The 24,677-nt window shown below is 43.5% G+C and carries 25 protein-coding genes; 10 read left to right on the top strand and 15 right to left on the bottom strand.

The window, feature by feature from the left end; genetic code table 11:
* Window positions 1-79 precede the first annotated feature (79 nt).
* The 7 genes from cas5d to cas3 all read right to left on the bottom strand — a co-directional run bounded on the left by cas5d (window position 80) and on the right by cas3 (window position 9,278).
* Entirely contained in the window at window positions 80-787 is a 708-nt protein-coding gene (gene cas5d, locus QUA80_RS21920) for a type I-D CRISPR-associated protein Cas5/Csc1 (protein WP_333427182.1), read from the bottom strand.
* Window positions 787-1,830 (bottom strand): type I-D CRISPR-associated protein Cas7/Csc2, encoded by a 1,044-nt coding sequence (gene cas7d, locus QUA80_RS21915; protein ID WP_333427181.1) that lies wholly within the window; start codon window positions 1,828-1,830, stop codon window positions 787-789. The genes cas5d and cas7d overlap by 1 nt, the downstream gene beginning before the upstream one ends.
* Window positions 1,831-1,928: 98 nt before the next feature.
* Window positions 1,929-5,498, bottom strand: coding sequence for a type I-D CRISPR-associated protein Cas10d/Csc3 (gene cas10d, locus QUA80_RS21910; RefSeq protein WP_333427180.1), 3,570 nt, complete (start codon window positions 5,496-5,498; stop codon window positions 1,929-1,931).
* 3 nt (window positions 5,499-5,501) lie between these two features.
* Window positions 5,502-5,933: a type VII toxin-antitoxin system HepT family RNase toxin gene (hepT, locus tag QUA80_RS21905; protein WP_333427179.1), complete on the bottom strand. Its 432-nt coding sequence runs from the start codon at window positions 5,931-5,933 to the stop codon at window positions 5,502-5,504.
* Window positions 5,930-6,379 carry a type VII toxin-antitoxin system MntA family adenylyltransferase antitoxin gene (mntA, locus tag QUA80_RS21900; protein WP_333427178.1) on the bottom strand — a complete coding sequence of 150 codons (450 nt, stop codon included), beginning with the start codon at window positions 6,377-6,379 and terminating at the stop codon, window positions 5,930-5,932. Before mntA ends, hepT begins: the two co-directional genes overlap by 4 nt.
* Before the next feature lie 210 nt (window positions 6,380-6,589).
* Complete coding sequence (locus tag QUA80_RS21895) at window positions 6,590-6,784, bottom strand: hypothetical protein (RefSeq protein ID WP_333427177.1); 195 nt, start codon at window positions 6,782-6,784, stop codon at window positions 6,590-6,592.
* Window positions 6,785-7,085: 301 nt separating this feature from the next.
* Complete coding sequence (cas3, locus tag QUA80_RS21890; protein WP_333427176.1) at window positions 7,086-9,278, bottom strand: type I-D CRISPR-associated helicase Cas3'; 2,193 nt, start codon at window positions 9,276-9,278, stop codon at window positions 7,086-7,088.
* 97 nt (window positions 9,279-9,375) lie between these two features.
* Between cas3 and QUA80_RS21885 the strand changes: the two genes are divergently transcribed.
* On the top strand, window positions 9,376-10,242 hold the full coding sequence (locus QUA80_RS21885; RefSeq protein ID WP_333427175.1) for a WYL domain-containing protein: 867 nt from the start codon (window positions 9,376-9,378) through the stop codon (window positions 10,240-10,242).
* 173 nt (window positions 10,243-10,415) lie between these two features.
* Here the strand turns inward: QUA80_RS21885 and QUA80_RS21880 are convergent, their stop codons facing one another.
* The gene (locus QUA80_RS21880) at window positions 10,416-10,631 is read right to left on the bottom strand and encodes a hypothetical protein (protein ID WP_333427174.1); all 216 of its coding nucleotides are present in this window, start codon (window positions 10,629-10,631) and stop codon (window positions 10,416-10,418) included.
* A 264-nt stretch (window positions 10,632-10,895) separates the two neighbouring features.
* Between QUA80_RS21880 and grxC the strand changes: the two genes are divergently transcribed.
* Window positions 10,896-11,210 (top strand): glutaredoxin 3, encoded by a 315-nt coding sequence (gene grxC, locus QUA80_RS21875; protein ID WP_333156389.1) that lies wholly within the window; start codon window positions 10,896-10,898, stop codon window positions 11,208-11,210.
* A gap of 44 nt (window positions 11,211-11,254) precedes the next feature.
* On the opposite strand, the gene menD is transcribed toward grxC, so the two are convergent.
* On the bottom strand, window positions 11,255-13,171 hold the full coding sequence (gene menD / locus QUA80_RS21870; protein WP_333427173.1) for a 2-succinyl-5-enolpyruvyl-6-hydroxy-3-cyclohexene-1-carboxylic-acid synthase: 1,917 nt from the start codon (window positions 13,169-13,171) through the stop codon (window positions 11,255-11,257).
* A gap of 73 nt (window positions 13,172-13,244) precedes the next feature.
* Between menD and QUA80_RS21865 the strand changes: the two genes are divergently transcribed.
* Window positions 13,245-13,544: an antibiotic biosynthesis monooxygenase gene (locus QUA80_RS21865; RefSeq protein ID WP_333427172.1), complete on the top strand. Its 300-nt coding sequence runs from the start codon at window positions 13,245-13,247 to the stop codon at window positions 13,542-13,544.
* A gap of 52 nt (window positions 13,545-13,596) precedes the next feature.
* Here QUA80_RS21865 and QUA80_RS21860 read toward each other — a convergent pair whose 3' ends face one another.
* Window positions 13,597-15,030: an isochorismate synthase gene (locus QUA80_RS21860; protein WP_333427171.1), complete on the bottom strand. Its 1,434-nt coding sequence runs from the start codon at window positions 15,028-15,030 to the stop codon at window positions 13,597-13,599.
* A gap of 125 nt (window positions 15,031-15,155) precedes the next feature.
* Entirely contained in the window at window positions 15,156-15,311 is a 156-nt protein-coding gene (locus tag QUA80_RS21855; RefSeq protein ID WP_333427170.1) for a hypothetical protein, read from the bottom strand.
* 168 nt (window positions 15,312-15,479) lie between these two features.
* Here QUA80_RS21855 and menA point away from each other — a divergent pair, with 168 nt between their 5' ends.
* From menA to QUA80_RS21830, 5 genes are all read left to right on the top strand, one after another.
* Window positions 15,480-16,379, top strand: a complete 900-nt coding sequence (gene menA, locus QUA80_RS21850) for a 2-carboxy-1,4-naphthoquinone phytyltransferase (RefSeq protein ID WP_333427169.1) — start codon at window positions 15,480-15,482, stop codon at window positions 16,377-16,379.
* Window positions 16,380-16,529: 150 nt separating this feature from the next.
* Window positions 16,530-16,775, top strand: a complete 246-nt coding sequence (locus QUA80_RS21845) for a hypothetical protein (RefSeq protein WP_333427168.1) — start codon at window positions 16,530-16,532, stop codon at window positions 16,773-16,775.
* A gap of 4 nt (window positions 16,776-16,779) precedes the next feature.
* The gene (gene menH, locus QUA80_RS21840) at window positions 16,780-17,580 is read left to right on the top strand and encodes a 2-succinyl-6-hydroxy-2,4-cyclohexadiene-1-carboxylate synthase (RefSeq protein ID WP_333427167.1); all 801 of its coding nucleotides are present in this window, start codon (window positions 16,780-16,782) and stop codon (window positions 17,578-17,580) included.
* 11 nt (window positions 17,581-17,591) lie between these two features.
* The gene (locus QUA80_RS21835) at window positions 17,592-18,623 is read left to right on the top strand and encodes an o-succinylbenzoate synthase (RefSeq protein ID WP_333427166.1); all 1,032 of its coding nucleotides are present in this window, start codon (window positions 17,592-17,594) and stop codon (window positions 18,621-18,623) included.
* 83 nt (window positions 18,624-18,706) lie between these two features.
* The gene (locus QUA80_RS21830; protein ID WP_333427165.1) at window positions 18,707-20,128 is read left to right on the top strand and encodes a 2-succinylbenzoate--CoA ligase; all 1,422 of its coding nucleotides are present in this window, start codon (window positions 18,707-18,709) and stop codon (window positions 20,126-20,128) included.
* A gap of 126 nt (window positions 20,129-20,254) precedes the next feature.
* Here QUA80_RS21830 and QUA80_RS21825 read toward each other — a convergent pair whose 3' ends face one another.
* The 3 genes from QUA80_RS21825 to QUA80_RS21815 all read right to left on the bottom strand — a co-directional run bounded on the left by QUA80_RS21825 (window position 20,255) and on the right by QUA80_RS21815 (window position 22,468).
* Window positions 20,255-21,226 (bottom strand): putative 2-dehydropantoate 2-reductase, encoded by a 972-nt coding sequence (locus QUA80_RS21825; protein ID WP_333427164.1) that lies wholly within the window; start codon window positions 21,224-21,226, stop codon window positions 20,255-20,257.
* A 225-nt stretch (window positions 21,227-21,451) separates the two neighbouring features.
* Entirely contained in the window at window positions 21,452-21,868 is a 417-nt protein-coding gene (locus tag QUA80_RS21820; RefSeq protein ID WP_333427163.1) for a thioesterase family protein, read from the bottom strand.
* A 153-nt stretch (window positions 21,869-22,021) separates the two neighbouring features.
* Window positions 22,022-22,468, bottom strand: a complete 447-nt coding sequence (locus tag QUA80_RS21815; protein ID WP_333427189.1) for a tellurite resistance TerB family protein — start codon at window positions 22,466-22,468, stop codon at window positions 22,022-22,024.
* 123 nt (window positions 22,469-22,591) lie between these two features.
* Here QUA80_RS21815 and QUA80_RS21810 point away from each other — a divergent pair, with 123 nt between their 5' ends.
* On the top strand, window positions 22,592-22,726 hold the full coding sequence (locus tag QUA80_RS21810) for a hypothetical protein (protein ID WP_333427162.1): 135 nt from the start codon (window positions 22,592-22,594) through the stop codon (window positions 22,724-22,726).
* On the opposite strand, the gene QUA80_RS21805 is transcribed toward QUA80_RS21810, so the two are convergent.
* The gene (locus QUA80_RS21805; RefSeq protein WP_333427161.1) at window positions 22,706-24,010 is read right to left on the bottom strand and encodes an ATP-binding protein; all 1,305 of its coding nucleotides are present in this window, start codon (window positions 24,008-24,010) and stop codon (window positions 22,706-22,708) included. The genes QUA80_RS21810 and QUA80_RS21805 overlap by 21 nt on opposite strands.
* A 125-nt stretch (window positions 24,011-24,135) precedes the next feature.
* Between QUA80_RS21805 and QUA80_RS21800 the strand changes: the two genes are divergently transcribed.
* Window positions 24,136-24,459, top strand: coding sequence for a TMEM14 family protein (locus tag QUA80_RS21800; protein ID WP_333427160.1), 324 nt, complete (start codon window positions 24,136-24,138; stop codon window positions 24,457-24,459).
* Window positions 24,460-24,677 lie beyond the last annotated feature (218 nt).

Raw genomic sequence — 24,677 nt, 5'->3', positions numbered from 1 at the left:
GTTAATGCTTAAAATGGGTTTAATTTTTATCGTTCCCAGGTTCTACCTGGGAACGCATTTCTAGAGGCTCTGCCTCCTATTAATCTGCCCGAAAGCGGTATTCCATACACGCCGGAATTTTGAGTTTGTCAAACTCGTAATATCGCCCTAGCATTTTGACATTTTGGATGAGGCTAACCGGAGGCATATTAACCACATCGTAGCTAATCACTTGATGGGAAAACATCACATCTAAAGGGTTGAGAAGATAGGGAAAGATGAAGTCTGTTTCTGAGGGCGATCGCTTCACTTCCTTCTGTTCTACGATTTCGACTGCTGCTTTGCTCATCCACTTTCCCAACCGTATCCACTTTGCCAGTTTGAGAGACTTCTCTGAGATTATGAAAAACTCAAATTTACTTTCCGGCGCAATTTCTTTGGTTCTGCCAAAACTAGGGATATTTTTCTGAGTTTTCTCCATCTCAACGTGATAGTTATTGTTGGCATATTTCCAAGTGTTGAGGGTAGAGGAGTGAGAAATAGATCGTCCCGGAGTAACATAAATCCCCTGTTGGTTGAGCGCCGTTAAATGCGGCTCGTATTTAGGAACTTGTTCGGGACAGAAATAGCGATAGGAATGTTCTTCAGAAACGGTGGTGGAATAGATTTCGCTATCCACCAAACCGAGGGCGTAACAAAGCGCGTAATTGTGAATTACAGGCTCTGTTTCGTAAAGTCTCCCTATCTCGCGAGTTGCAAAATAAAGGCTATCGTGCAACTCGATTTGACAGCGGTAAATTTTGACCATTATGATTTTCCCGCCTTAGCTGACTTCTTGGCTTCTGATTTATCGTCTTCGGGTTTCTTAGACTTGATATGCTTTTCAGCATAAGCTTTCGCTTCCGCATCAGCTTGTTGCAAAATCTGCTTAATTCCCTGCTCACTTCCCGTCAGAGCTTTTACCTCATCTAATAAGGGTGCAAACTGAGAGTCAATAAAATCAGTATGCACAATAAACTCCTTACTCATTAACATTTGCATTGCGCTGATAGCTGCTGCTTTCACATCATCCTCATTCAGCGGATCGCGAGAGCTAAGTTTATTTTCAGCTTGCAACTTATCGTAAATTGCCTGAGTCCAACGCAGGTTACTGGTAATTTCACCATCAGCAAAAACCACACCTATTAACTCATTTCTCACTCGTCCCGTGCGAGTTGTTTGAGCGCCGTAGTGCCTCGTCCTTAAAATGTTGTTAAAGACGTACAAAAAAGTAGCCTCAGTGGGGTCTTTTAGCGTGACAATGCTAGGAAAGAAAACTTGGGGTTTAATGTGGTCTTGCTGGTTAATACGGCTGGTGATTTCCCCCGGTTTAGAACCCGCTTCACCTTTAGATGCCATTGTCCCGTTTTCATAGGGAGCATTGAGAGTAAAGCTTTCGTGAGATTCATCAAATGCAGTGATTGAAAATGCCGTATCAACTACTACTTTCGATTTTTCTGAGCCTGAGTCACCGATCGCAAATCCGTAGATAATGCAGTCAGGATTGTTCATGGCAAACTTGACATTGTATTCGCACTCTTCCTCTGTCATTATGCCGTAGTTACGCAGCAATTCGCGACCGACTAAACGCTCTGGAGTAGACTGTTTGCGCTTAAACATTGTCAACCGGCTGATGGGTTTTTCGTCTTGAATTCCTGCCCGCACTCGCGCTTTATTCAATTCTCCATCAGTCTGAAATAAAGGATAGGATTCTGTAACGCGCACGGTGAGAAAGTGAGCGTATTTTCCCATTGGTTTGTATGGAATTTTATCGAGAAATGATTTGGAATTAACTGTTTTCAGGAAATTCATAGTTTTGTCTCCACAGTAAAATGTTGGGTATTGCAGTGCGGGATAAAATCCCGCACTTTAAAGCAGGCTAGACACGGGCTTCACAAGAAGTAAAGGACTTAAGGCTCTACATCTTCTTGTAATTCATTAGCAGAAGGTTCAGCTCGATCGCGATTTTCTTGGTCATCTTGCAGGCGGTAAAGAAACTCGCAGGTGTCGCGAATTAGGTTAATTTGGCGGCCGGCTAAACGAGCCCGATCGCCTGCAAATGATTTCTCAAATACCTCCTCAACAAAGTAACGAGCAAAATCTAAAATTAACTGCCGTTCCTCTTCGCGTTTTTTCAACACCCACCGCCCTTCAGCAGTAGAAGAATGAACGCGATCCATGAGTTTAGATACTTCCGCAGCCACCACTGAAACTAAAGCATTGCCCTGAAAACTCGGATCGGCTTCAAGGATAGTTTTAGAGGCAATGTCGATCGGTTTCAGGACAGCATTTGCCTTGGGATTAAATCGCTTGTTAGCTAGGTAGAATTTGCGGTACAATTGAGTTAGATTTTGCGGGTGATTTAAACTTGATTCAATTGCTACAGTCAATGTGTCCTCCTGAGAATTGTATTTAACATATGGGTCAAAACAAGGATAAAAATGATAAGCATAAAGCCTGATTTTTTCCCTGCGAGGTATTTCTACTTTCTGTCTTCGCGCACCCTCATTCAGATACGCAAAAACATAAAGCGGGCTAGTTTCAAAATCCTTGGCGAGTTCGCTCAGTTTGCCCCAATTGGCATCGTAGCCTGATTTTCCTTGCTTAGCATTCACATCTAAATGAATTGCATAAGCAGCAGTCAAAGCATTTAAAGGTGCAGGGTATTTTTTGCCGTTTTCCTCCCATCCTTCTAAGATATAGTCGAGGCGAAAACGATCGCGCTTTGTCAAAACGCGAAAAGCTTGCGGTGCGCTGTCCAGAAATACGGTTTCTTCAAAGTCAGCACCGTCATTAAATGGCGGAACTGGCGACTCCGAAACCACCGTTTTGACATCCAGAATCATCGGGAATGCAAAAGCCAACCAAGCTGGCATAATCCAAGATTCTGTATCGTTGGGCTTTTTATCCTTCCCTTTCTTTTCTGGTGGCAATGCCATAAAATAAAAGGTCAGCGGTTGATTTTCGGGATAAGCAAGCTTGAATGTCTTGTCCTTTTTACCTTCCGCTCTTTCATCCAAATGAAAGACATCTACACTTTGATAGCGGCTCAATTCAAAATTAGCCTGAAGTTCCTTGCTAATAAAGTGATTGCGAACTCCCGTATCGAAGCGGGTTTGGAAAATATTATCGTAAGCCTGATGCAAAAATGCGTTCGTTTCAGGAGTGCAGTAATAAGTGGGATAAAAGTAGAGGTAACGGTATTTTGCATCCTCAAACCTCGCGCCAATTTCCTGAGTTTGACTCATTAAAATCTGTCGCAGCATCATTTCAATGCCAGCAATACTGGAGATATTGCGTTTAGCATTCGACCCTCCCAACATTTGCTTGTTAGTATAAACTTGCGGTGTGAATAAAACCGCTGACTCCATCTGTTCGGTAACGGTATAAGCCGAGTGAGAAATCGAACATATTAATTGTTTTCCCCGTCCCGATTTTTTTGCAGCTTGATAACGCTCTAATTCATCTAAGAAAAGCTGAGCAGATATTGGTTCGGGTTCAGGAGTTGGCAACATCACAACTCGCGTTACCCACAGCCGCAAGTCTTCCCAACCATCAGATATGTTGTACTGAGAAAGTATTGGCTGAATTAATGTAGCAATATCTGCAATTAACTTCTCGCAAACAGGACGCACGTCTTCAATACTGGGGTGATGTTCTAAATACTTAGCAGCTAAGTAGTACCATTCATAGGGAACGCCACCTGTATTGCCTTTTAGTTTGTGTTCCTTCAGCCTTTTATTAATCTTCTGAATTTCGCGAAGGGGTGGGAGAAACTCTGAAAGATTCCATAACTCAGCAACTTGGTGAATTAACTTTTCTGGGGTTAACTCAATTACTCCCAGTGCGGGTAAAGTTTTATCTTTCTTGCGTTCTGCTTCCCGCTTTTTGCGTTCTGCTTCCATTTTATTAACTTGGTCTCCCCAAATTTTCCGGCTTGCTAAGTCTCCAAACTCGGCAATCTGGTCGATGCGAATGTCATCTTTAAACCGGAAGTCATAATCGGCAGATAAAATTTGTTTCTGTTGAAATTTTATCAAATTATCACTGCGTTCTTTAGAAACAGGCTTTTTACCATCTTTGAGAATTCTCAGAGTTGCACTTAAACCAACTTTCATTAAAGCTGGGATGTCAAAGAATAAATTGTAGTAATCGGCATATTTCATGCCTTTACCATCTCGGCTAAATCCTGTTTGCCTTTCTTGCAGTTTTTGGGAACAGAGCGATTTGATGTTATTAACTACTCGCTCTGGTATACTGTCAACTGTTACCGTTGGAGCATTGCGGTGCGTTAAGTAAATGATACCTGTCGGCAAATACAACAGGGGTTCATAATACCTGGAAAAGGGATCGTAGTGTTTGCAACAAGCTTGTAACCCAGCTATTCCTGGCAACTTGTTATATTTGCAAAATTCTTTATAGTGTTCGCAATCTGAAATATGACGGCCAGTATAGGCATCTATCAGAGCATTGTTAACAATATTGGTGAGTACACCGCGATTTTCAGCAATACTGTGATAGGAGAGTTTTAGTTGTCTGTCGCTCACTTGACCAATGAGATTGTTCAAACCCGGTTTGAGAGCATCTTGAGGATGTTTAACGATGGATGCCAAACGATCGGCCAGACAAGCCAATTTTGCTAATTCAACCAACTTGTCCCCTGTTAGTTTAGGCTGGAGCCCGCTGTTTACAGAAAAATTCCAGTTCGTGTCCCACCGAGTTTGAGCGTTGTAGGCAATGCAAAGCAAATCGTCTAGATACTCGCGATAAGCTTCTGGATCTTTGGGATTAATTAAGCGATCGAGATTGAGTTCGCGAATGATGGCATCAATAATTTCTCGATGTTCTGGGATTGACAAATCGCGGATTTTATTATCCTTGTTTTTCTGAAAATCTTTATATTTCTGCGACATTTGAGGAAATCTGCAATAATCAAATTTCTCAAAGTCATGCAGAATAAAAGCAGCAACGAGTAACCGCCTTTCTGGTTCGCGAATCACGCGCTTAACGGTTGTATTCAATTTTTCCAAGCGCTGTTCGATTAAATTAGCAGGGAAAAGTCCATTAAGTAAATGAGTATTGAGGGATTGATCGGAGGCACTTCTCCTGTTCATAACTTTGCCTTTTGCTGCGAGTTCCTGTTCTTGTGCTTCGATCCATTTACCGCCTTTAGCAGTCACCCCGATCGCCACTCGCAGCAGATTTGGCAGAACATACTCGGCAAAATCAGCCATGATGGGGTCATCGGGATTTTGAGCCAAGATTGCTTTTCGCAAAAGCTTGACGGTAATTAACTCCTGTTGGGGCGGCTCAATATCGCGATCGCTGCTTTCAAAACCAAACCCCAAATCATCATCGTCTTCTTCTTCCAAATCATCATCTTCCAAATCATCCAACTCTTCAACATTCAAATTTTCTGGCGCGTCAAAGAGCGATAGTTGTATAAATTCTGATTCGGTTGCTTTGTTCTTATTAACCATTTTCTACTTGCTCCTAAAACTAAGATATTCAGTGACTTGTTGGATATAGAGAGGGTATTGATTTAATGCAGCTTGGATGCCATTGAATAACTGTACATAGTTAATCTCCAGATATCTATGAGCTAAAATATTTCGCAATCCTGCTGACATGGCTAAATCTGCCGCAAGTTCAGGGGTGATAATTCCATATTGTCCAACCTTGACAAAAGAATCTTTATTGGAGAGAGGCTGAATATTTTTGTCGCGAGTTAGGATATGTTCGTTGATATCGATCGCAGCTTGAGCAATTAATTCCATAATTCGCTCCGAAATTGTTTTATGGTCAAAACTACTCAAGTAATTTTCTAAACTCATTCCCCGAAATCGCCTTAATTCCAGAAGATAATTACCAATAAACTCCAATCTGCTTAAAACAACTGTAGGCTCAATACTCATACTACATCCCATTTCTTCAAAAACAACTCAACTTTATTCCGAAGCTCCCACTCTGTTTGCTTCAGTTCTGAATCGCTCATCAAAGCATTTTGTTTGAATTTTTCAAATTCTCCCGGTTCGCTTTCATACAAAACCTTGCCATCACGAGCGACAAAATGAGCAATAAGTGAGGAGCATCTGTTTAACTCAACAACATCAATTTCATCACTGTTGATTTCAAAAAATTCGCCGAGTTTTTGAGGAACCTCAAACCAAGCAAAAGCACGCTCTCCAATGCAAGCTTTCCGTTTGTCTTCATCATAGAGTGTGGCAAAATCCCAGTCACTTTTAGCATGAGTTTTGCCTGTGGATCTAGAACCGAACAAAACTAACATTTTGAGGTAAGGAATTTTTTCTTGAAGTCGTGAATCAAGGATCTTCATATCAAATAGAGATTGAGTGTTCATAGCAGTTGTGAAAAATTAGGTTGTAGAAAGAAAAGGGAAGCTCCCGCAGAATAAAAGTTCTTCAGAGTTTGCAGTTTTGTTGACAAGTGACTTAACCAGCCATTTTTTGGGGGTTGAGACTACCTATGTCTGTACTTAACGCCGCAAGCTACCGATGAGCTTCCCTTGTGAATGCAGAGACTCTTTCAGAAGTAAAGAGTCTCAATAAAACTAGGCTCTCTTGGCTAACGCCATCTGGTAGACGTAAACATTGTGAGCAACGCGAACAGTTTCAATGTCGTACCCGTCATCCTTGCGGAGCGACTCGACAGCCGCACTGAACCTATGAGTTATGGGTATCAACTCTTCTTTGGAGTGAGGTTTTCCGTCTAAAAGAAGTTGCAGGATTTGCTGCTTTTTACTCATGTGAGCCTCCTAACTATATTTATCTGACGCTAACACCTGTCCATCTGCCAAATCAAGGGATCGCTAAAAAAATTAAAGTACAGAGTTATTCAACAGTCGAATATGTCAGTATTTACTGAAGTCAGTATTTACTGAACTTGTGCTCTAGGGCGTGTTACCTTTATCTTTGAGCGGGGTAAGACCAAGCACAAACATACTTGGCTTAAATCCCTATCAGGGATTGAAACGAATACGTCTGCACTTACTGGCGTAAGCTTCCTCTCCGTCTCACCAACCCAAATCCCTATCAGGGCTTGAGCTTTCAACAAATCCACATCTCACCTCCTTTACTCTTGAGCCGATAGGCGAGAGTGTCCAAAAGCAGGGCCGATTGACCGAAGGCCACCGAGTAAGGTGCTCCGGGTTCGTGCCTACCAGACTCGTCAATTGGGTAAATCTGAAAGTGCATGGGCAATTGCAACCGTTTTTTAGCTTCCTGAACCGGATAGCGGATGACATAACTCACCAAACCACGCAATTTCAGCCGCTTGTTAATTTCATTAATCCAGCGATTTCCCGGCTGCAAAACCTGAATACCCAACAGAACTTGAACTTTCCAAGCATCTGCAACTTCGCCCAAATCTCCGGGATAGATAAATTTCCAATTGATTCGCTCCTCTCGATAAGTTTGCAATTTCATAAAAGCTAAACAACGTTCAAAACGTCCTTTTGGGATCGGTTTACCTGTCCGTTCGGCTGTCTCTTGGAGCAGTCGCATATAAGCCACTTCTGTCATAGGTTCAATTTCCAAATTGCTCAAGATTCCCGGCAAATCGTAGGTCTTAAATCGGTCGGCTTCGTTTCGCTCGGCGAGTTCGTACAAACCACACTGAAGAGAACTAGAACCTCGAAAACTGCAAGCATCTTCGGCAATGGGATTTCCTGTTTTTTGTTTCGATAACTCCTGCCATTCTATTGTCCATTTCTTGACGCAACCTCTCACCCTTCCCAAACTGGTGTCAAAGACTTGTTCGCAATCTTTCTTAAATGCTTTATGACTTTCTGCAAATTCCCGTTTGATGGTTGGGTGGGCTAATCCTTGGCTGCTGCTGAGCAAAACTGACTGCACCCCGGCCCACCGTTTGTAATAGCCTCGGAAATCATTGATTTTGCGGTAGTTATCGCGGATTTGAGCGTGGAATTTAGGACGAGCGTAAATACCATCTGCTACTAGCGGTGCATCCTTGTCTTCAAATAGTCTTGCTACTAAAAAGTTAGGTGTGAGAGCATAAGCTGTAAACTGATTAAATGCTATCTTTTTACCATCTTTTTCGTGACTGTCATGGCGTCCCAGCCGTCCCAGCCGCTGAATGAAACTGCCTGCATCCGCAGATTCAAAAATTAAGAAATTAATTTTGAAGTCAACGCCGACATCTATTGTGCTAGTTCCCAAAACTAAGTCAGCTTCGAGCGATCGCTCTTTATCCCCTTTCCCTGTCAAACTGGTGTTTTCCTCAACTCTGAGAGTATGCAAGAATTCCTTAAATCTGGGAGTTAGACGCTTGACGGCTGCAATGGAATTGAGAATAATCGCTCCTTTACTACCCGGATGCTGCTGAAAATAATCAGCGATTAAATTGCGATTTTCCCAAAGCCAAGTTTCGGTAGCTTGATAGGTAGGTTCCAGAGAAATGAAAGTTAAAGAAATTGCTCGCGATACTTGCCGCCATCCCTCTGCTTGTAATTCAAGATTTTGGCTTGCTGTATCTGGAAACCGATATTTGTTCTGTGTCAGCGGATCGATGATCTTCGGTTGAAAACCAGCTTTCTGTAAAAGCTGAATTAATTGTTCGTCTGGTGTTGCTGACAGAAATAGATACTTTTTGCGGCGATTGGTGTGCTTAATCAACAGCATCGTGTTGATAATGCTGGCAGTTTGCGGAGCCGTGCAAACGTGAAATTCATCAACAATGAATAACTCGAATCTAGTATCGATCGGGCTCCACAGCTTATTCGGACTATCTTTGGGAGTTAAATAAGCATGGCGGTGGAGGTAGTGAAAAATGTCAGGATTAGTAAGAATTATTTCAGATTGCTGAGTGCGAGTGGCGATCGCTTCCCATTTTTTGATGTTTTCACTTTCGGCGTAAATTTCTAACTCCGGGCCACTCAGTCTCGAAACTCGCAATTCATCAACGAGTTTAAACAACTCAAGGTATTGCTTAATTTGGATTTCTTGGTCGCGAGCTAGTTCATTTGTTGGGTACAGTCCGATGACATTGTAATACCCTTGGAGTATTCCTTGGAGAAGTGTTTCTAGATAAGCCGCCAAGCTTTTACCGTCGCCAGTCATCGCGGTATTGATAATGACATCAATATTTGGATCGCGAATTGCCTTTAAAGTTTCGAGTTGATGCCAAGAAAGTTTCCACCCTTCCGGTAATTTAACTTCCTTGGGAATCTCCGCAGCGGGACAGGAGTAAACGGATTTGAGGGTAATTTGGTAGTCGGACATATGCTGAAAGTGTGTCCGTAGAAAGTTGATATTCCCCATATTGGCACCGACAATAGAGATAATCAAGCCTGTACCAAGATAAAGTGTCCGTATACTTATGAGTCGCAAAGGTCAATCGATCACCCTATCGGTTTCTGAACGAGATAAAACTGAGTTGGAAGCCTTGGCCCAAGAATTCGGGAAGACGTGGGGCGATCGCCCGAACATATCCAAACTGATAGAAGCGATCGCCCGCCGCCAACTGACCATCGCCCCGAACCACGACTGGCCTCAAACCCACATCCAAGCCCTAGACATCGCCCGACAGCAATTGCTTGACTTGGGCAAAATTGATGAAGCGCTGGCCATTGCTCAATTGTTGAGTTCTCGCAGCGAACTAACTCTCCCTTTCCGGGCTGAAATCGATCGGTTTTTGAGCAACCCCTTACCTGTTTGGCGGCAAAAAATCGATAAGTTTATCCACAGACACCAAGCATTTCGCCTTTCCTATCGAGATGCAGCCGATCGACTTTGGAATTACACAGTCTTACACGCGAAAATGATCCCTATTGAAAAGCGGCAATATTTAGTGTGTCGCTGTGAAGAATCGGAGGGCAACCAGGATGTATTGGGACTCGAACACAACTGGACGCTACTCCTCGATCGCATTGAAGATGCTGCGGTGATTTCGGTAGATCGACCTTGGCTGCCGGATCTAGACAGGATTTCCGTAGAATTTCACTTATTTGGCAGGCTTGCCTTTAACTACAGACGAAAGCAAGGCGATGTGGAAGTCAGCGACTTAGAAGGCGATCCGCCAATGAGACGAGTCACCCGTCCGATTTTCAATACCTTCTGGTTTTTCCGCGAAATTGCCCCCTATTGGGAAGATTGCGCGATCGCCTCTCCAGACAGCGTGCGCGATCGATTCCAACAAAAACTGATCGCCCTCTGCCGCCAGTACAACCTGGAAATCCGCGATTAGATCAAAAAAAAGCAGCCGATAAAGGCTGCTTTGACAAATAAACCGTTGTTGAGTTAGAGGAGAAAACTTTAAATCGAATTCAAATTACCGCTGCTTCCACTCCTGCCTGAGTTTCCACTATTTTTATCTACCGCTGACTCACCTTGCCTTCAGAACAAAACTTCAAATCCCGATTAGAATGCTGCTGAAAGTTCGTTGACCACTTTCACTCGCCCTCTGAGCACCGCCCGCAACAAGCGGTTGACACAGCCTCTGTCTTCGTCATTCAGAGAGTCGTCGAAGGTGGCGGCCATCAAACCGTAGCGATCGGCCAGAGTCAAAACGCCTGTATCGGTTACAGAAGCGAGGATTTCAGAGATAGCGCCGGGGAGGAGTTGTATGGGATTCATGGCAGTGCGGTTTAATTCGATGTTTTAATCATCTCCTTGTTTCCCGAAAAGATCGGTGACATTGATGAGGTGAGGAAGGTGATTATTTTGGGTGAAAGCCAGTGATCCGAGTAGAGTAAAGTTGTGACTTGGGTCACAGGGCTACAGGTTGCCCCAGGCAATTCCATCTCGCGCCGATTTTTGGGTAGGACGTGGGGCTGACGGCATTTCGCTAAAATGATCGTTAATCCCCCAACCAGTTTAATTTTTACCCCGGTACCGAAAATGCTTGACTTTCTCAATCCTCTCTTGGGCCGCAAGCCCGATCGCATCAAAGCCAACGTGGAAATCTATACTTGGCAAACCTGTCCCTACTGCATCCGCGCCAAAACTTTGCTGTGGTGGAAAGGCGTAAATTTCACGGAATACAAAATTGATGGCGACGAAGCCGCTAGAAAGGCAATGGCCGATCGCGCTAACGGACGCCGCAGCGTACCCCAAATTTTCATTAACAACCAACACGTAGGCGGCTGCGATGACATCCACAAACTTGATGCAGAAGGACAGTTAGATCCGCTGCTAGCTCAACCTGCTGTTTAAATTAGTGTAGGTTGGGTTTCGTTCCACCTGCTCAACCTACAAATTTACAAATCTTTGGCAAATTTACTTAGATTGTCTTGCCGCCATTTAGCATCCGATCGCCTGTCTGTTTGCAATTCTAAGACGCGAATCCCGCTATTTGGCAGCAAATTTAATTTTTCTTTGAACTGTTCCCAATCTTCAATTACCTCGTGTTCCACGCCATAAGTTGCACACAACTGAGCAAAATTTATCTGCTGCGGAGTGGCAAAAAACTCTTCAAAGGGCGGGTCAAATTTGGCAACGGGCAACATTTCAAAAATTCCGCCGCCGTTGTTATTAATTAATATGATTGTCAGATGACCTATAAATTTATTTTTAATTAAAAAACCGTTTGTATCGTGCAAAAGTGTTAAATCGCCTGTTAGCATAATGCTGCTTTGATTGCGGTGAGCAACTCCCAACGCTGTTGATAATGTGCCGTCTATACCGTTAGCGCCGCGATTGAAAAACGGTTTGATTTCTAAGTTGTTCGGCTTCCAGAAAAACTCTACATCTCGGACGGGCATACTGTTAGCAATAAATATCGGTGTTGCGGGTGGCAAAATTTGGGAAAGCAGCCAGGAAACTTTGGGCTCGATTATGTTGTTAATTGCTGATATTTTTTGGTCTATTGTTTGTCTGACTTGGATTTCGGTGTTGCGCCAAAGTTGGAGGTATTCGTTTGAGGGTGAAGTTGGAACCCCCCCTAACCCCCCCTTATTAAGGGGGGGAATTTGAGTTGATTCGCCCTTGTTTAGGGGGGGGATTTGAGGCGAAATAGCAGGGGTTGCAGGGGTTCGATCCCCCCCTAACCCCCCCTTAATAAGGGGGGGGACTTGAGTTAATATAGTTGCGAGATTAGTTGCGAGATTTTCTACGGAGGTTCGCAGGTGAATAGTTTTGCCGTGTAGCGGATCGAAGTTGTGGTCGCTGGGGTCGATTATGTAGCGTTTTGGTTGGGTTTTATCTAACCAGTTTCGCAGTTCTTTGCTTGTGGGTAAGTCTCCGATTTGAATGGCGATTTCTGGGGTTAATTTATCTGCTAGTTCGCGGTTTCGCAGGATTAAATCGTAGGTATAAATTAGATGGGTATTGAGTTGGGCGTAGTTTCTGACTGGGGATAATCCTTCTGCTAAAACTGGCCAATTTAAGTATTGGGAAATTTGCCCGATCGCACTACAGTATTTTTCGGCAAATTGGGGCTGTGCAACGCCTGCAATAATAATCCCTTTGCTGCACTTTTGCCATTGTTGCATTGTACTTTCTTCTCCCCCCCTTAACAAGGGGGGGCTGGGGGGGGTAGAGCTTTCTCCGGCAAAAATGGGTTCTAATCCTGCAAAGAATTCTTCGGGATTGAATTGTGTTTCTAAAGCTTCTACAGCTATGTCTGGAACTGGTACAAGCGGGTCGCGAAAGGGGATGTTGAGGTGGACGGGGCCGGGAGTTGGAAATTGCGATCGTTCCCAAGCGTACACGATCGTCTGCCGCAGATAGTCTAGCATTCCTCTCGACGCAGAAGGTATCGCTAATTCGGCTTGCCAGTTCGGATAATTGCCGTATATTTTAACTTGGTCGATCGCTTGTCCGGCGTGACAGTCCCGCAGTTCGGGAGGTCGATCGGCGGTGAATATTAGCAGCGGAATTCGACTTTCTCTGGCTTCTATTATCGCAGGATAAAAGTTGGCGGCGGCGGTTCCAGAGGTACAAATTAGTGCGGTTGGTAAACCGGATTTTTTGGCGATTCCTAATGAAAAAAAACTTGCTGAACGTTCGTCGAGTATGGGCAGAGTTTCTATTTTGTTGTTCTGGGCAAAAGCTATTGTTAATGGTGCCGATCGCGAACCGGGACAAATGACGGCGGTCGTTAATCCCAACCGCTGCAAAGTTTCTGCTAATACGGAAGCCCAGACGGTATTTGTGTTGCGAAAATCTATTGGCATTGTTAAATCTGAGTAGCTCAACTCTGTATTGTGCTACGATATTATACCCAAATAATTGTCAGGATACATTTTTATGATTCTTGAGGCGGTTGTGCTGAATGTCAAATCTGGCTGTGAGGGGGATTTTGAGATAGCTTTTAGAGAAGCCTCCTGTCTGATAGCGTGTATAGATGGCTATTTATCTCACGAACTTCATCGCTGCACAGAAGTTCAAGGAAAATATCTATTATTGGTGAGATGGCAAAATTTAGAAGCTCATACAATTAAATTTAGGAATTCCGCTGAATATCAAGAGTGGAAAAAAATGCTTCACCATTTTTACGATCCTTTTCCCGTAGTAGAACATTTTGAGGAAGTGAAAATTAAACATTAACACAGACTCAATCAATTAGCCAGACAACTCTACATTCTGCTAATTAGCTGAATTAAACTAAAGCATTTAAAAGTGCTTGTAATTTCAGTTGAATTTCTGCTAGTTCTTTTTCTGGTTCCGAACCGGCAACAATACCAGCACCAGCATAAAGTATAGCCCGATCGCCGTCGATTAAAGCCGATCGAATGCCGACGGCAAATTCGCCGTTGCCGGTGCGATCGATCCAGCCGAGGGGTGCTGCATACAAAGAGCGATCGCAGCTTTCGCAGCCGCGAATTTGCTTGAGGGCAATATCTCTCGGTACGCCCGCCACCGCTGGCGTTGGATGCAGTTGGGATAAAATCTTTAATAAATGAATATCACGGGGAATTCTAGCCCTTATGGGCGTCCACAAATGCTGAATGTTTGACAGTTGCAGCAGTCTCGGTAGTGGAGAAAATTCTGGATTGATACCGAGACTCGACAGGCGATCGACTATAAAATCAATTACCACTAGATGTTCTCGAATATCCTTTTCGCTGTTGAGTAAACCTTTGCCTAAATTCGCATCTTCTGATTCTGTTTTTCCCCTCGGTGCGGAACCGGCTAAGGCATCTGTTACTAACTCATTTTTGTGAACGCTGATTAAGCGTTCTGGACTGGCACCGATAAAATTTTGACCTTGGCCGTTACTGGTGGAAAATACGTAGCAACCGGGATAAGTAAGGCGCAAGTTATTTAAGGAATTTATTAAACTAAAAGGGGTTTGGGAAATGACATTTATTGCTTGGGACAAAACAATTTTGCTGAAATATTGAGAGTGGATTAATTCTAAAGCAGACTTGACAGATGTTTTAAATTGAGCGGCATCATTCACAGGAATTTGTTTTAAAAATATCGAACTGTTTCTAATAGAAGTTATTTTCTTATAATGGGGAGACGCAATTTTATCAAAATTTTCCCAAATGTTATCGGTAATAATCTTAACATTTAGATCTCGGTTGATGATGGCGTTTGCAACAATTGTGCAGCTATCTTTCAGGCGAGTAATCTGCCATTTTGGTAGAAATATGATGCCAGGGGGAAAGTAAGAATTGGTGGCGACATTCTCATCGAAAAAAGCAAAGCTACAAAAAAAGTGCGGCCCGCTGAAGGGCAAGCGTTCCGTACCGATGGTAATTGTTCGGGCAAGACAAGATTGAATAAAATTTTGAGCGATGGTAAATCGATCGGTTCCGGCTACTGTTAAATGGATAGCCGAATCTAGCGCGGCGATCGCAAAACTGTTGCCGGAAATCGGGTCTCTTTTTTCAAAGTAAAAGTGCCGCTGGCAAGGTTCGGAAATCTCTTGAAGTACAACTAGCGGATCGACGGGGGCAATCTCCTGAGAAATACTAACTATCTTTGTTTGATCTTTGTCGGTTAAAGACTGCTGGCAATCTAACAGAAACTGATGCAGTTGATTGCGGTCTTGTAAAAGATTAGCGCGGTGCGGTATTACTGTCATGAAAGCGAGAATAGCAGATTTGTCAGAAAGAGTGCGGTTTTGTCCCGCTAGAACCCCTATTTCGATCTAAGCACGGGAGGGCGATCGCAAAACATGACCTTTCGAGTTTCCCGGAAAGTTTGGGTTCAGCGGCGGGCAAAAAACAGACGATCCTCTTCGTTGACGTAGCCCCCGTAGGGGCGGGCTTTCCTTCGGATCGCGAAAGCTAACGCCAACGCGCGATCGATCGAAACATTTAGACATAAAACTTTAAGATTGAGCGACTCAATCTCGACTCTCATGCGATCGACCCGGCAGAGGTTTGCAGACGGGCATTACCGGGCGCGCGATCGCCCGCAAAGCCTTTCAAGGGATGCCTCCCGCGCACTTAACCCGATACAGAGTAGAGTTTTTTCACCAATAAAATTGTAAAATTACTACGCTGCTATCAATTGAATCAAGTTTGTGTAATGACAACAAAGTTAATTGAACGTCCAAATAGTAAATTGTGGCTGGCGGCAATCAAGCCGCCCATGTACAGCGTTGCGGTGATTCCTATTTCAGTAGGAACTGCAATTGCTTTTGCCGACGAAACTCAAACGATTAATTGGCCAATTTTTTCGACATTTTTAATTTCAGCCATTTTGATTATAGCATGGCTGAATCTCAGCAATGATGTATTTGACTCGGAAACAGGCATCGATAAAAACAAAGCGCATTCCCTAGTTAATTTAACTGGAAATAAAACTTTAATTTTCGGGCTGGCAAATCTGTTTTTAGCAATCGGAGTGTTGGGAATCTGCGCCATAAGCTGGTGGCAAAAAGACCCAACAGTAATTTTGCTGGTAGTTTTATGCTGTGCTCTCGGCTACACTTATCAAGGGCCTCCGTTTCGTCTTGGCTATCAGGGTTTGGGGGAAATCATCTGCTTTTTCACCTTTGGGCCGCTAGCTTTCGCCGCTGCTTATTACAGTCAAACTCAAACTTGGTCTGCAACTAATTTTGCAGCTTCGGCAATCGTGGGAATTACTACGAGTATCATCTTATTTTGTTCTCACTTTCACCAAGTTGAGGACGATTTGGCGGCCGGCAAAAAATCGCCGATTGTTCGACTCGGTACGAAAAAAGGTGCCCAGTTGTTGCAGTGGTTGTGCGGCAGCGTTTATGCTTTGACTGTGCTATTTGTGGCTTTGGGAATGTTCCCAATTTGGACGCTGTTGATTTTTGGGAGTTTGCCATTTGCGATCGACCTTTGCCGCCATGTCACAGACTATCACGACCAACCGGCAAAGGTCAGCAACTCTAAGTTTATCGCTGTCACGCTGCATTTTTCGAGCGGATTGCTGCTGGCGTTGGGGTTTGTTTTGTAGAGTGGCTAATCAAAAATTCCGGTAAAATGGAGGTATGGTTTGCTAAGCTGAAGGATTTGGGCGAGTTGGCAGAGTTGGGCGACTTCTCAAAATCTTCTTTAATTTAGCAATCCGTACCTCACCTTGAATCGTAAAAAGGAGAATCAAAGCATGAGTCCGCAAGTAGAAATCGGCAAAATTATGAGTTTAGAAGAAATTTTTAGCCTATATCCTGATGAGTGGGTACTCATCGTCAATCCTGAATTAGATGAAGAATTAAACGTGATTAGAGGTGAAGTTTTAGCCCATGCAACAGAACGCGATGAAATTTACAGTAAGCTTTCATTAAGGAATGGAAAATCGGTCGCAATAGAGTATACTGGCTCGATACCCGACAGCCTAGCAGTGATGTTGTGAGAAAATGGCCAACTTTAATAATTATCACTTTCACTATTCGTTAAATTCTCATAAAAGTTCGCCAAAAATTTTATTTTTGCATGGATTCACTGGAAATTTTCAAGATTTTAGCAGCGTCATTTCCTTACTTTCTAAAAGTTATTGCTGTCTAGCAGTTGACCTTCCCGGTCACGGAGAAACCAGAGTAATCGGCGACGAAAGTTGCTACAATATGACCAATACAGCCCAAGCATTGATACAGTTATTAGATGATTTACAAATAGACAAATGTTTGTTGTTGGGCTATTCAATGGGCGGGCGATTGGCACTTTACATGACATTACATTTTCCTGAAAGATTCGAGAAAGTAGTGTTAGAGTCAGCCTCTCCGGGATTGAAGACAGAAAAAGAGCGATCGCACCGCCTGCAAGCCGATTTACAGCTAGCACAAAAGCTGGAAAATAGCAATATTAAAGATTTTTTATTAAACTGGTACGATCGCCCTTTATTCAAATCTTTAAAAAACTCTCCCAACTTCGACAAACTCATAGAAAGCCGCTTAGCAAACAATCCCTTAGAGTTAGCCAAATCCCTCCGCAATATGGGAACCGGCAACCAGCCCTCTCTCTGGGAAAAACTGGCACAAAATCAAATCCCTATCCTCTTGCTAGCGGGAGAATATGATGATAAATTTACAACTATAAATACCGAAATTGCCAAATTGTGTCCGGCCGCCCTTCTGGAAATTGTACCAAAAGCTGGTCACAATATCCATTTTGAAAATATTGATAAGTTTGTCACAGTTGTGAGACAATTTTATGATTAAGTAAAAAACTAATGCTTTATCAATTCGAGTTTCGCACTTATCAGCGAAAATTTAAGCGACCGCTGCAAACAAGTCACGGAATTTGGGATATTCGCGAAGGAATTATCCTGCGGCTTGTTGGCGAAAATGGTCGAATTGGTTGGGGAGAAATTGCCCCTTTGAGTTGGTTTGGGTCTGAAAATTTTGACCAAGCTTTAGATTTTTGTGACCAGTTGCCTGGTAATATTTCATCAGAGATGATTTTTGCTATTTCCTCCCAATTGCCGGCTTGTCAATTTGGCTTTGAGTCAGCAGTATCAAACTCTAGATCCCCCCTAACCCCCCTTAATAAGGGGGGGACAAGAAATATTCTCAAAGTTCCCTGGATACAGGCTGGGAATGAGGAAGAAAAAAATCGGTTCAGCGGTTTATTGCCAGCAGGTGAAACAGCTTTGCAGGCTTTACCAATACTTTGGTTAGAGGGATATCGCACGTTTAAATGGAAAATTGGCGTTGCTGCAATTGAGGAAGAATTAAAGATTTTTCAGCAGCTAATCCAAGTAATGCACAATTTGTGCGATCGAGAATCGGCATTTTTGCGGTTAGATGCCAACGGCGGACTCAGTTACTCGCAGGCTAAAACATGGCTGGAAGCTTGCGACAAGGTAAAAGCAACTGACTTTTCCGCAAGCATTGAATTTTTGGAACAGCCGCTGCCAGTAACACAGTTTCAGGAAATGGTAGAATTAAATGCTATTTATGCAACTCCGATCGCCCTTGATGAATCTGCCGCCAACCTCGATCGCATCCAAGAGTGCTACAGCCAAGGCTGGCGGGGCATTTTCGTCATTAAACCTGCGATCTCCGGTTCTCCATCCCAACTGCGAAAATTTTGTCAAACTCACAATATAGACGCAGTTTTTTCATCAGTATTTGAAACCAAAATCGGCAGACAAGCAGCATTAAATTTAGCAACACAATTGTCTTTAAATAAGAGAGCACTCGGCTTCGGCACCGATTCCTGGTTCGATGACAATCATTCGATTTTAGATTTTAGATTTTAGATTTTAGATTTTAGATTACTCCCACGACTAAATCAAGCGAGTTAAGTAATTGTTTTGAATCGAGAAACTTGGTGAAAGCATCTATGGCAACAAATCTAACAGTAAATATTCTGGAACTCGCGGATCGCTTGCCCGATAATTGGCTTATTGGTTGTGACAGTCGGGAATTTGCCCGAATTGTCGATCGGCTATTTAAAGAAATCACCCAAAATCCCGCACAAAAAACACCCCCAAAAATTTGCCTCGCCGAACCAGAACCAGTGCAATTTCTGGCCAGTTTCATCGCCGCCCGCGCCGCCAAATGCCCGATATTTCTCTGCAATCCCAACTGGGTAAAACAAGAATGGCAACAAGTCTTTGATTTAGTTCAACCAGACATATTTTTAGGACAATACCCGCTTCCAAACAATCCCCATATCCCAGTCCGCGAAGGCGGACTTCGTTTGTATAGCCGCGAATTCCATGCGCCGACTAAAAGCGGTTTTGATACGATCGTGATTCCCACCGGCGGTTCTTCAGGGAAAATCCGTTTTGCCATCCACACTTGGGAAACACTAACGGCATCAGTACAAGGTTTTAAACAATATTTTCAAGTTGACAAAATCAACTCGTTCTGCGTTTTGCCATTATACCACGTCAGCGGTTTAATGCAATTTATGCGTTCGTTTACTACCGGAGGACAACTGGCTATTCAGCCATTTAAAGAATTAGAAAATGGTAAAAAAAGCGATATCGAACCCGAAGATTTTTTCATTTCTTTAGTTCCAACTCAACTGCAACGGCTGCTGCAAAACCCAGATACAGCTAATTGGCTGGGACGGTTTCGGGCTGTACTTTTGGGCGGTGCTCCCGCTTGGCCGGAACTTTTAGAAACAGCTAGAAACTATCAAATCAAATTAGCGCCCAGTTACGGTATGACAGAAACCGCCTCGCAAATTGCTACACTAAAACCCGAAGATTTTCTCGCTGGAAATAACAGTTCAGGTCAAACTTTACCGCACGCTAAAATAACTATTCGCAGTGCCAATGGCGATATTTTGTGCGACAATCAAATCGGAAGTATTGCGGTAAATGCTAAATCTTTGGCATTGGGTTATTATCCTGAACAATTTGGCGATCGCAAATATTTCCAATTAGACGATTTGGGATTCTTTGATAAAAATAACTACTTAAATATCGTCGGACGCAGCAGCGACAAAATTATCACAGGCGGAGAAAATGTATTTCCGGCGGAAGTTGAAGCCGTTGTGCGATCGACTAATTTAGTTGCGGATGTTGCTGTAACAGGCTTGCCAGACAAAGATTGGGGTCAAGTCGTTACGGCTATCTACGTTCCCGCTAATTCCGAAGTTACTGTCAAAAATCTGCAAGCGGCAATAGAAGATAAGTTGAGCAAGTTTAAGCGGCCGAAATATTGGGTAATCGTCGAACAATTGCCGCGCAATTCTCAAGGCAAAGTCAATCGAGAACAACTGCAAAAGATTGCAATGTGTCATTGCCGGTGAATCGATAGTATTAACCGGATTTGACATTAATTCCTGTAGGGGCGGGTTCACCAATATCTACAACACCAGTGAGAAATCTCACAAACCCGCCCCGGCCCCGCCCAATTCCCAATTCCCAATTCCCAATTAATGCAAACCTAACAGCCTTCTCGTCCTCTCCGCTTCTTGTCTTTGAAAATCCACAAACTTCAACATTCGGTAAAGTACCTCTATTTGGGGCAACTTAACACCTGCTTGCTGCGCCACCCGTATCGGATTACCAAAAATCGCCTCAACTTCTAGGGGCCGCGATTCATCATAATCGATTTTCATGCTCGTGCGGTAAGGCTTCATTTTCTGAGTGTATTCGAGCATCTGCGAGATAAAGTCATCGGGAATAATGCGATCGCAACTTTTGGCTCCCGCTACCACTTCCCCCATCATTTCCTTAACTAAAATCAGAGTATCGGGATTAGCCATCAGTTCGTCAGTTCTCGCATCCAACACTACAGACAGCCCGTTATAAGGAATATTCCAAACCAGCTTTTTCCACCTTGACAATAGCAAATCTTCGCTCATCTTAATAGGAATATTAGCACGTTTAAAATCCCCAGCAATTTGGTGCATTCTATTAGTAATACCGATTGCTTTGTAGTCTTGCGTATATTCTCCGAGCGTGATAGTGCCGTAATCTAGATGGCAGATGTGACCGGGACCAACTTTATAAGAACAAAGAAAACACAGCCCGCCAACCACTCGTTCTGCACCGACAATTTTAGCTACTTCGGGTTCGGTATTCAATCCGTTTTGCAATACTAAAACCGCGCCGTTATCCTTTAATAAAGGAGGCAAGATTTTGGGCAACAAGTGATTTTGAGTTGTTTTCAGCGCTACAATTACTACGTCGCACTGAGGCATTTTGTGCGCGTCGTGGTAGGCGCGGACTTGGGGGAGGGTGAAGTCGCCTTCGGGAGACTCGACAATCAAACCGTGTTCTTTGACGTAATCGTAATCACTACGAAGCAAAAAATTGACTTCTAAACCTGCTTGTTGCAGTCTAGCACCATAGAATCCCCCTAAAGCTCCCGTGCCCACAATGGCATAATTGCGATTTGACATACTATCAAAAACTCCGAAAAAATTCTCAACCTAAAAGAAATTAGACCCCGCTCAAAAACGGATACCGTGCCGCGTACTTAAGTCGCGATCGGTCCAAAATTTTAGACCAAAGTTGAAACTCCCAGATTCAATGCTGCAAGTAAATCTAAAATCTAGAATCTAAAATCTAAAATCGACTGACTGTCATTCCCTGCTATTATTTAAAGATAGGAATAATCTGGAATCTCAAATTTCAATTTTCCTCATCCACTGCATTAAGTCTTCCGATAGCTGTTTTCTGGTTCGGCTAACTGCATTGATGCAGACGTGCTTAGTTAGACCTTTGGCTGCGCTTCTTCCTGCAAGTTCCCCCGCCAAAAATACTTGATAGGCAATTTCAAATTCATCGCCAGCAACTTGTTTGGGCGTCAATTGAATCGTCAGCCGATCGCCCGCAAACATTGGGCGATAAAAATCTACACTAGCATGAATTATGGGAAAGGCAACCTCGGGATTGCTGAAAAATGCTTTGAGATTGATTCCAGATGCTGCTAGAGATGCCTCGTAAGCTTCGTGGCACATTGCCAAAACGTTAGCAAAGTAAACGACTCCAGCAGCATCGGTATCTTGAAAGCGGACAGTGCGGGTGTAAGTGAAAGGCATTTGAGGTAGTAACGGGCGATCGCAAATTCGATCCTACTTTTACTAACCATCATATCGGTAAACCCGCACTTATCGAGAAGTTATCAGCTAAGTAAGTAGGCGCTAATTTTTGATATTGTAAAACTCGCTCTACTCAATTCTTCCCATTCTTTCTTAACCTTTGTTCTTAATCAACATCACGTCTATAATCTTGAGTGCAACATCTTCGGAAAGCCCCAATGCACTGTAAAGATCGTTCAAAAGTTGTTCTTCTTCTTCTGAAACCTCGCCATCTGCTAAAGCGATATCAGTTGTTACAGCAAAAACAGTTTCTTTTAGTTCGTCTGGAAGCGTTGCCAAAGCCGCATTAAACAGTACCTCAACTCCTTGCCGTTGCAGAATCATCAGCAGGCGATCGAGCATTTTTCTCATCACGTCATCGGGATAGCTGCGGAACAGTTGCATCCGAGATAGCGTCATGCTAATCGCTTTACTTTCGCTGTCATTGATGTAACCGTCGGCTGCTACAGCAATTAGCGCGATCGCCGCAAATGATTCGGCAGGCCCTAACGTTACTTCCGTTTCTTGGCGAGTCTGCGATACTTTATCAAATAAACCCATGATATTTTCCTCATTATTTAGTAGTGGATTCATGGAGTCAGGATCAGCTCTGGCTCGGGAGGTTTGTTTGGGGATTTCGACAATTATATCAAATTTTGTTAGTTATTTGTTATCAATAAACTTATGAAAAAATTAAGAATTTTTATTTCGCCGTCGGCGCTGGAAGGGCAGGTTGATTCATATCCTGAATTACCTTCCCATATCCGAGGTAAAACCCGCCCTCCCAGCGCCGCCGATCTACTTGTCAAAAATGGCTAAATCTGCTTTCAGGAAATCAACAAACTGCCGCGCAGTCCTGCCCGATCGCCCGTTGCGGCGAGTTGCCCATTCTTTAGCGCGGTGTTCCAAATCCTCAGCAGCGAGTTTGATTCCAGCAAGTTCTGCCAGATGTCGGACAATTGTTAAATAAGTATTTTGATCGGCCGGTTCAAAAGTTAAAGTCAAGCCAAACCGATCGCTAAATGAAAGTTTTTCCTGCACAGTATCCCAAGCGTGAACTTCGTCTCCATCGCGGGGGCGAGGCCTGTCGTCAAAAAACTCTCGAATTAAATGCCTGCGGTTAGATGTGGCGTAAACTACTACATTTTGAGAGCGGGCAGTGACATTTCCTTCCAAGACAACTTTCAGAGCTTTAAAAGCATCGTCATCTTCCTCAAAAGACAGGTCATCCACAAAAATAATAAACTTTTGAGGAACTCCCCGCAACTGCTCGACAATTAGCGGCAAATCTTGCAAATCCGATTTAGATACTTCTATCAAGCGCAGATTGCGAGATCCAAACTCATTTAATAGCGACTTCACCAAAGAAGACTTACCCGAACCGCGGCTGCCGTACAGCAATACGTGCAAAGCCGGATAACCTGCCAGCAAAAACTCCGTATTTTTCACCAAAGCATCCCGCTGCCAATCACAGCAAACCAACTCTTTTAAAGTTATGCGATCGGGATGCGAAATACTCGCAAACTGTCCTCCCCGCCACGCAAAAGCGCGATATTCTGCAAACAAACCCGTGCCAAACTGCCGATAATAAACGGCTAAAGATTCCACCGCGCTCGACCATTTTTCCAGTTTTCCGTGCAGCGGCAAATCTCCCTGTTCTGCTACAGTTTCTGAATGCCAAATCGGAGGCACTGCGTCAAGTTGACCCGCTACCCGCACCCACTTGCTCAACTGTTCGCTGCTGCATTCGTAAATATTTTGCAGCACTTGTAAATCATGTCGGGCGCCTTCCACCAAAGCAGGGGGCAAACTTGCAAAATCTGTTTGCTGAGCTCGGCGAGAAAAGGGGTTTTCGTCTTTGAGAATTTCGGCAATCAGAGAATCTTTCCAGCTTAAATTTTTAGCAGCCTGAAGTTTGAACCAGTTCCCGTAAGCTACCTGACATTCCAAACCGCTGACTTCGCTGTGGTGGAGGGCTTGCAGCAAATCGAGAAAAGCTTGACCTGCGGGGCTTTTGAGAACTGATTGATACAGCAGCAGGGATGCCGCTTGGCGCTGGAGGTAACGGATTTGGGCGATCGCAGCAGAAGTTAGGGCTGACATAATGGCAATTGTATAACAGTTACATATCCTGACTGGCTTTAATAAATTTTCTAACAATTTGTGACCGCAATTGCAGGTCTCGCTGTATAAACTTAGATGCACTTGTGAAATCTTGAGGATTAAAAATGAATTTAGGGACAGCAGCGGCGATCGGCTACGGCATTTTAACACTGGTTGGCGGCATCATGGGTTATATCAAAGCCAAAAGCCAAGCCTCGCTCATTTCGGGCTTGATTAGCGGTTCGCTGCTCATTTTTGCCGGCACCGCACAACTCATGGGACAAAGTTGGGGTTTAACATTAGCTGCTGCCATCTCCGCTGTTTTAGTAATAGTCTTTATTGTGCGCCTTGTTAAAACTCAAAAATTCATGCCGGCAGGAATGCTAATTTTAGCTAGCTTAGTGTCTTTGGGCGCGATCGTTTACGAAATCAGCGGTCAATATCAATAGTCATTCGATTTTAGATTTTAGATTTTAGATTTTAGATTAACTCCCCAGCCTTGAGTGGGAGGTTTAACTAAAGTCTAATTTTTTTATTTCCCTGACTTATACCAATTCTGAAAAATCCGCGAGTAGGGACGCGGCAATTTCGATTTTAGATTTTAGATTTTAGATTTTAGATTTTAGATTTTAGATTAACTCCCCAGCCTTGAGTGGGAGGTTTAACT

The organism is Microcoleus sp. F4-D5 (assembly GCF_036704885.1).
In the GTDB taxonomy this organism is placed as follows: Bacteria; Cyanobacteriota; Cyanobacteriia; order Cyanobacteriales; family Microcoleaceae; genus Microcoleus.
The sequence above is the reverse complement of the archived record's forward strand: the minus strand, read 5'-3'. Positions and strand labels throughout refer to the sequence as shown.

What these genes read in the sequence shown, in the direction of transcription:
- QUA80_RS21810 (WP_333427162.1), top strand. Translation starts at nt 22,592, where the DNA reads ATGAAAAAATTAAGAATTTTTATTTCGCCGTCGGCGCTGGAAGGGCAG.
- hepT (WP_333427179.1), bottom strand. Translation starts at nt 5,933, where the DNA reads ATGAGTATTGAGCCTACAGTTGTTTTAAGCAGATTGGAGTTTATTGGT.
- cas3 (WP_333427176.1), bottom strand. Translation starts at nt 9,278, where the DNA reads ATGTCCGACTACCAAATTACCCTCAAATCCGTTTACTCCTGTCCCGCT.
- QUA80_RS21825 (WP_333427164.1), bottom strand. Translation starts at nt 21,226, where the DNA reads ATGTCAAATCGCAATTATGCCATTGTGGGCACGGGAGCTTTAGGGGGA.
- QUA80_RS21835 (WP_333427166.1), top strand. Translation starts at nt 17,592, where the DNA reads ATGCTTTATCAATTCGAGTTTCGCACTTATCAGCGAAAATTTAAGCGA.
- QUA80_RS21860 (WP_333427171.1), bottom strand. Translation starts at nt 15,030, where the DNA reads ATGACAGTAATACCGCACCGCGCTAATCTTTTACAAGACCGCAATCAA.
- QUA80_RS21865 (WP_333427172.1), top strand. Translation starts at nt 13,245, where the DNA reads ATGATTCTTGAGGCGGTTGTGCTGAATGTCAAATCTGGCTGTGAGGGG.
- cas7d (WP_333427181.1), bottom strand. Translation starts at nt 1,830, where the DNA reads ATGAATTTCCTGAAAACAGTTAATTCCAAATCATTTCTCGATAAAATT.
- QUA80_RS21830 (WP_333427165.1), top strand. Translation starts at nt 18,707, where the DNA reads ATGGCAACAAATCTAACAGTAAATATTCTGGAACTCGCGGATCGCTTG.
- cas10d (WP_333427180.1), bottom strand. Translation starts at nt 5,498, where the DNA reads ATGGTTAATAAGAACAAAGCAACCGAATCAGAATTTATACAACTATCG.
- cas5d (WP_333427182.1), bottom strand. Translation starts at nt 787, where the DNA reads ATGGTCAAAATTTACCGCTGTCAAATCGAGTTGCACGATAGCCTTTAT.
- menA (WP_333427169.1), top strand. Translation starts at nt 15,480, where the DNA reads ATGACAACAAAGTTAATTGAACGTCCAAATAGTAAATTGTGGCTGGCG.
- QUA80_RS21880 (WP_333427174.1), bottom strand. Translation starts at nt 10,631, where the DNA reads ATGAATCCCATACAACTCCTCCCCGGCGCTATCTCTGAAATCCTCGCT.
- QUA80_RS21885 (WP_333427175.1), top strand. Translation starts at nt 9,376, where the DNA reads ATGAGTCGCAAAGGTCAATCGATCACCCTATCGGTTTCTGAACGAGAT.
- grxC (WP_333156389.1), top strand. Translation starts at nt 10,896, where the DNA reads ATGCTTGACTTTCTCAATCCTCTCTTGGGCCGCAAGCCCGATCGCATC.
- QUA80_RS21895 (WP_333427177.1), bottom strand. Translation starts at nt 6,784, where the DNA reads ATGAGTAAAAAGCAGCAAATCCTGCAACTTCTTTTAGACGGAAAACCT.
- mntA (WP_333427178.1), bottom strand. Translation starts at nt 6,379, where the DNA reads ATGAACACTCAATCTCTATTTGATATGAAGATCCTTGATTCACGACTT.
- QUA80_RS21855 (WP_333427170.1), bottom strand. Translation starts at nt 15,311, where the DNA reads ATGAGAGTCGAGATTGAGTCGCTCAATCTTAAAGTTTTATGTCTAAAT.
- QUA80_RS21820 (WP_333427163.1), bottom strand. Translation starts at nt 21,868, where the DNA reads ATGCCTTTCACTTACACCCGCACTGTCCGCTTTCAAGATACCGATGCT.
- QUA80_RS21845 (WP_333427168.1), top strand. Translation starts at nt 16,530, where the DNA reads ATGAGTCCGCAAGTAGAAATCGGCAAAATTATGAGTTTAGAAGAAATT.
- QUA80_RS21800 (WP_333427160.1), top strand. Translation starts at nt 24,136, where the DNA reads ATGAATTTAGGGACAGCAGCGGCGATCGGCTACGGCATTTTAACACTG.
- QUA80_RS21815 (WP_333427189.1), bottom strand. Translation starts at nt 22,468, where the DNA reads ATGGGTTTATTTGATAAAGTATCGCAGACTCGCCAAGAAACGGAAGTA.
- menH (WP_333427167.1), top strand. Translation starts at nt 16,780, where the DNA reads ATGGCCAACTTTAATAATTATCACTTTCACTATTCGTTAAATTCTCAT.
- QUA80_RS21805 (WP_333427161.1), bottom strand. Translation starts at nt 24,010, where the DNA reads ATGTCAGCCCTAACTTCTGCTGCGATCGCCCAAATCCGTTACCTCCAG.
- menD (WP_333427173.1), bottom strand. Translation starts at nt 13,171, where the DNA reads ATGCCAATAGATTTTCGCAACACAAATACCGTCTGGGCTTCCGTATTA.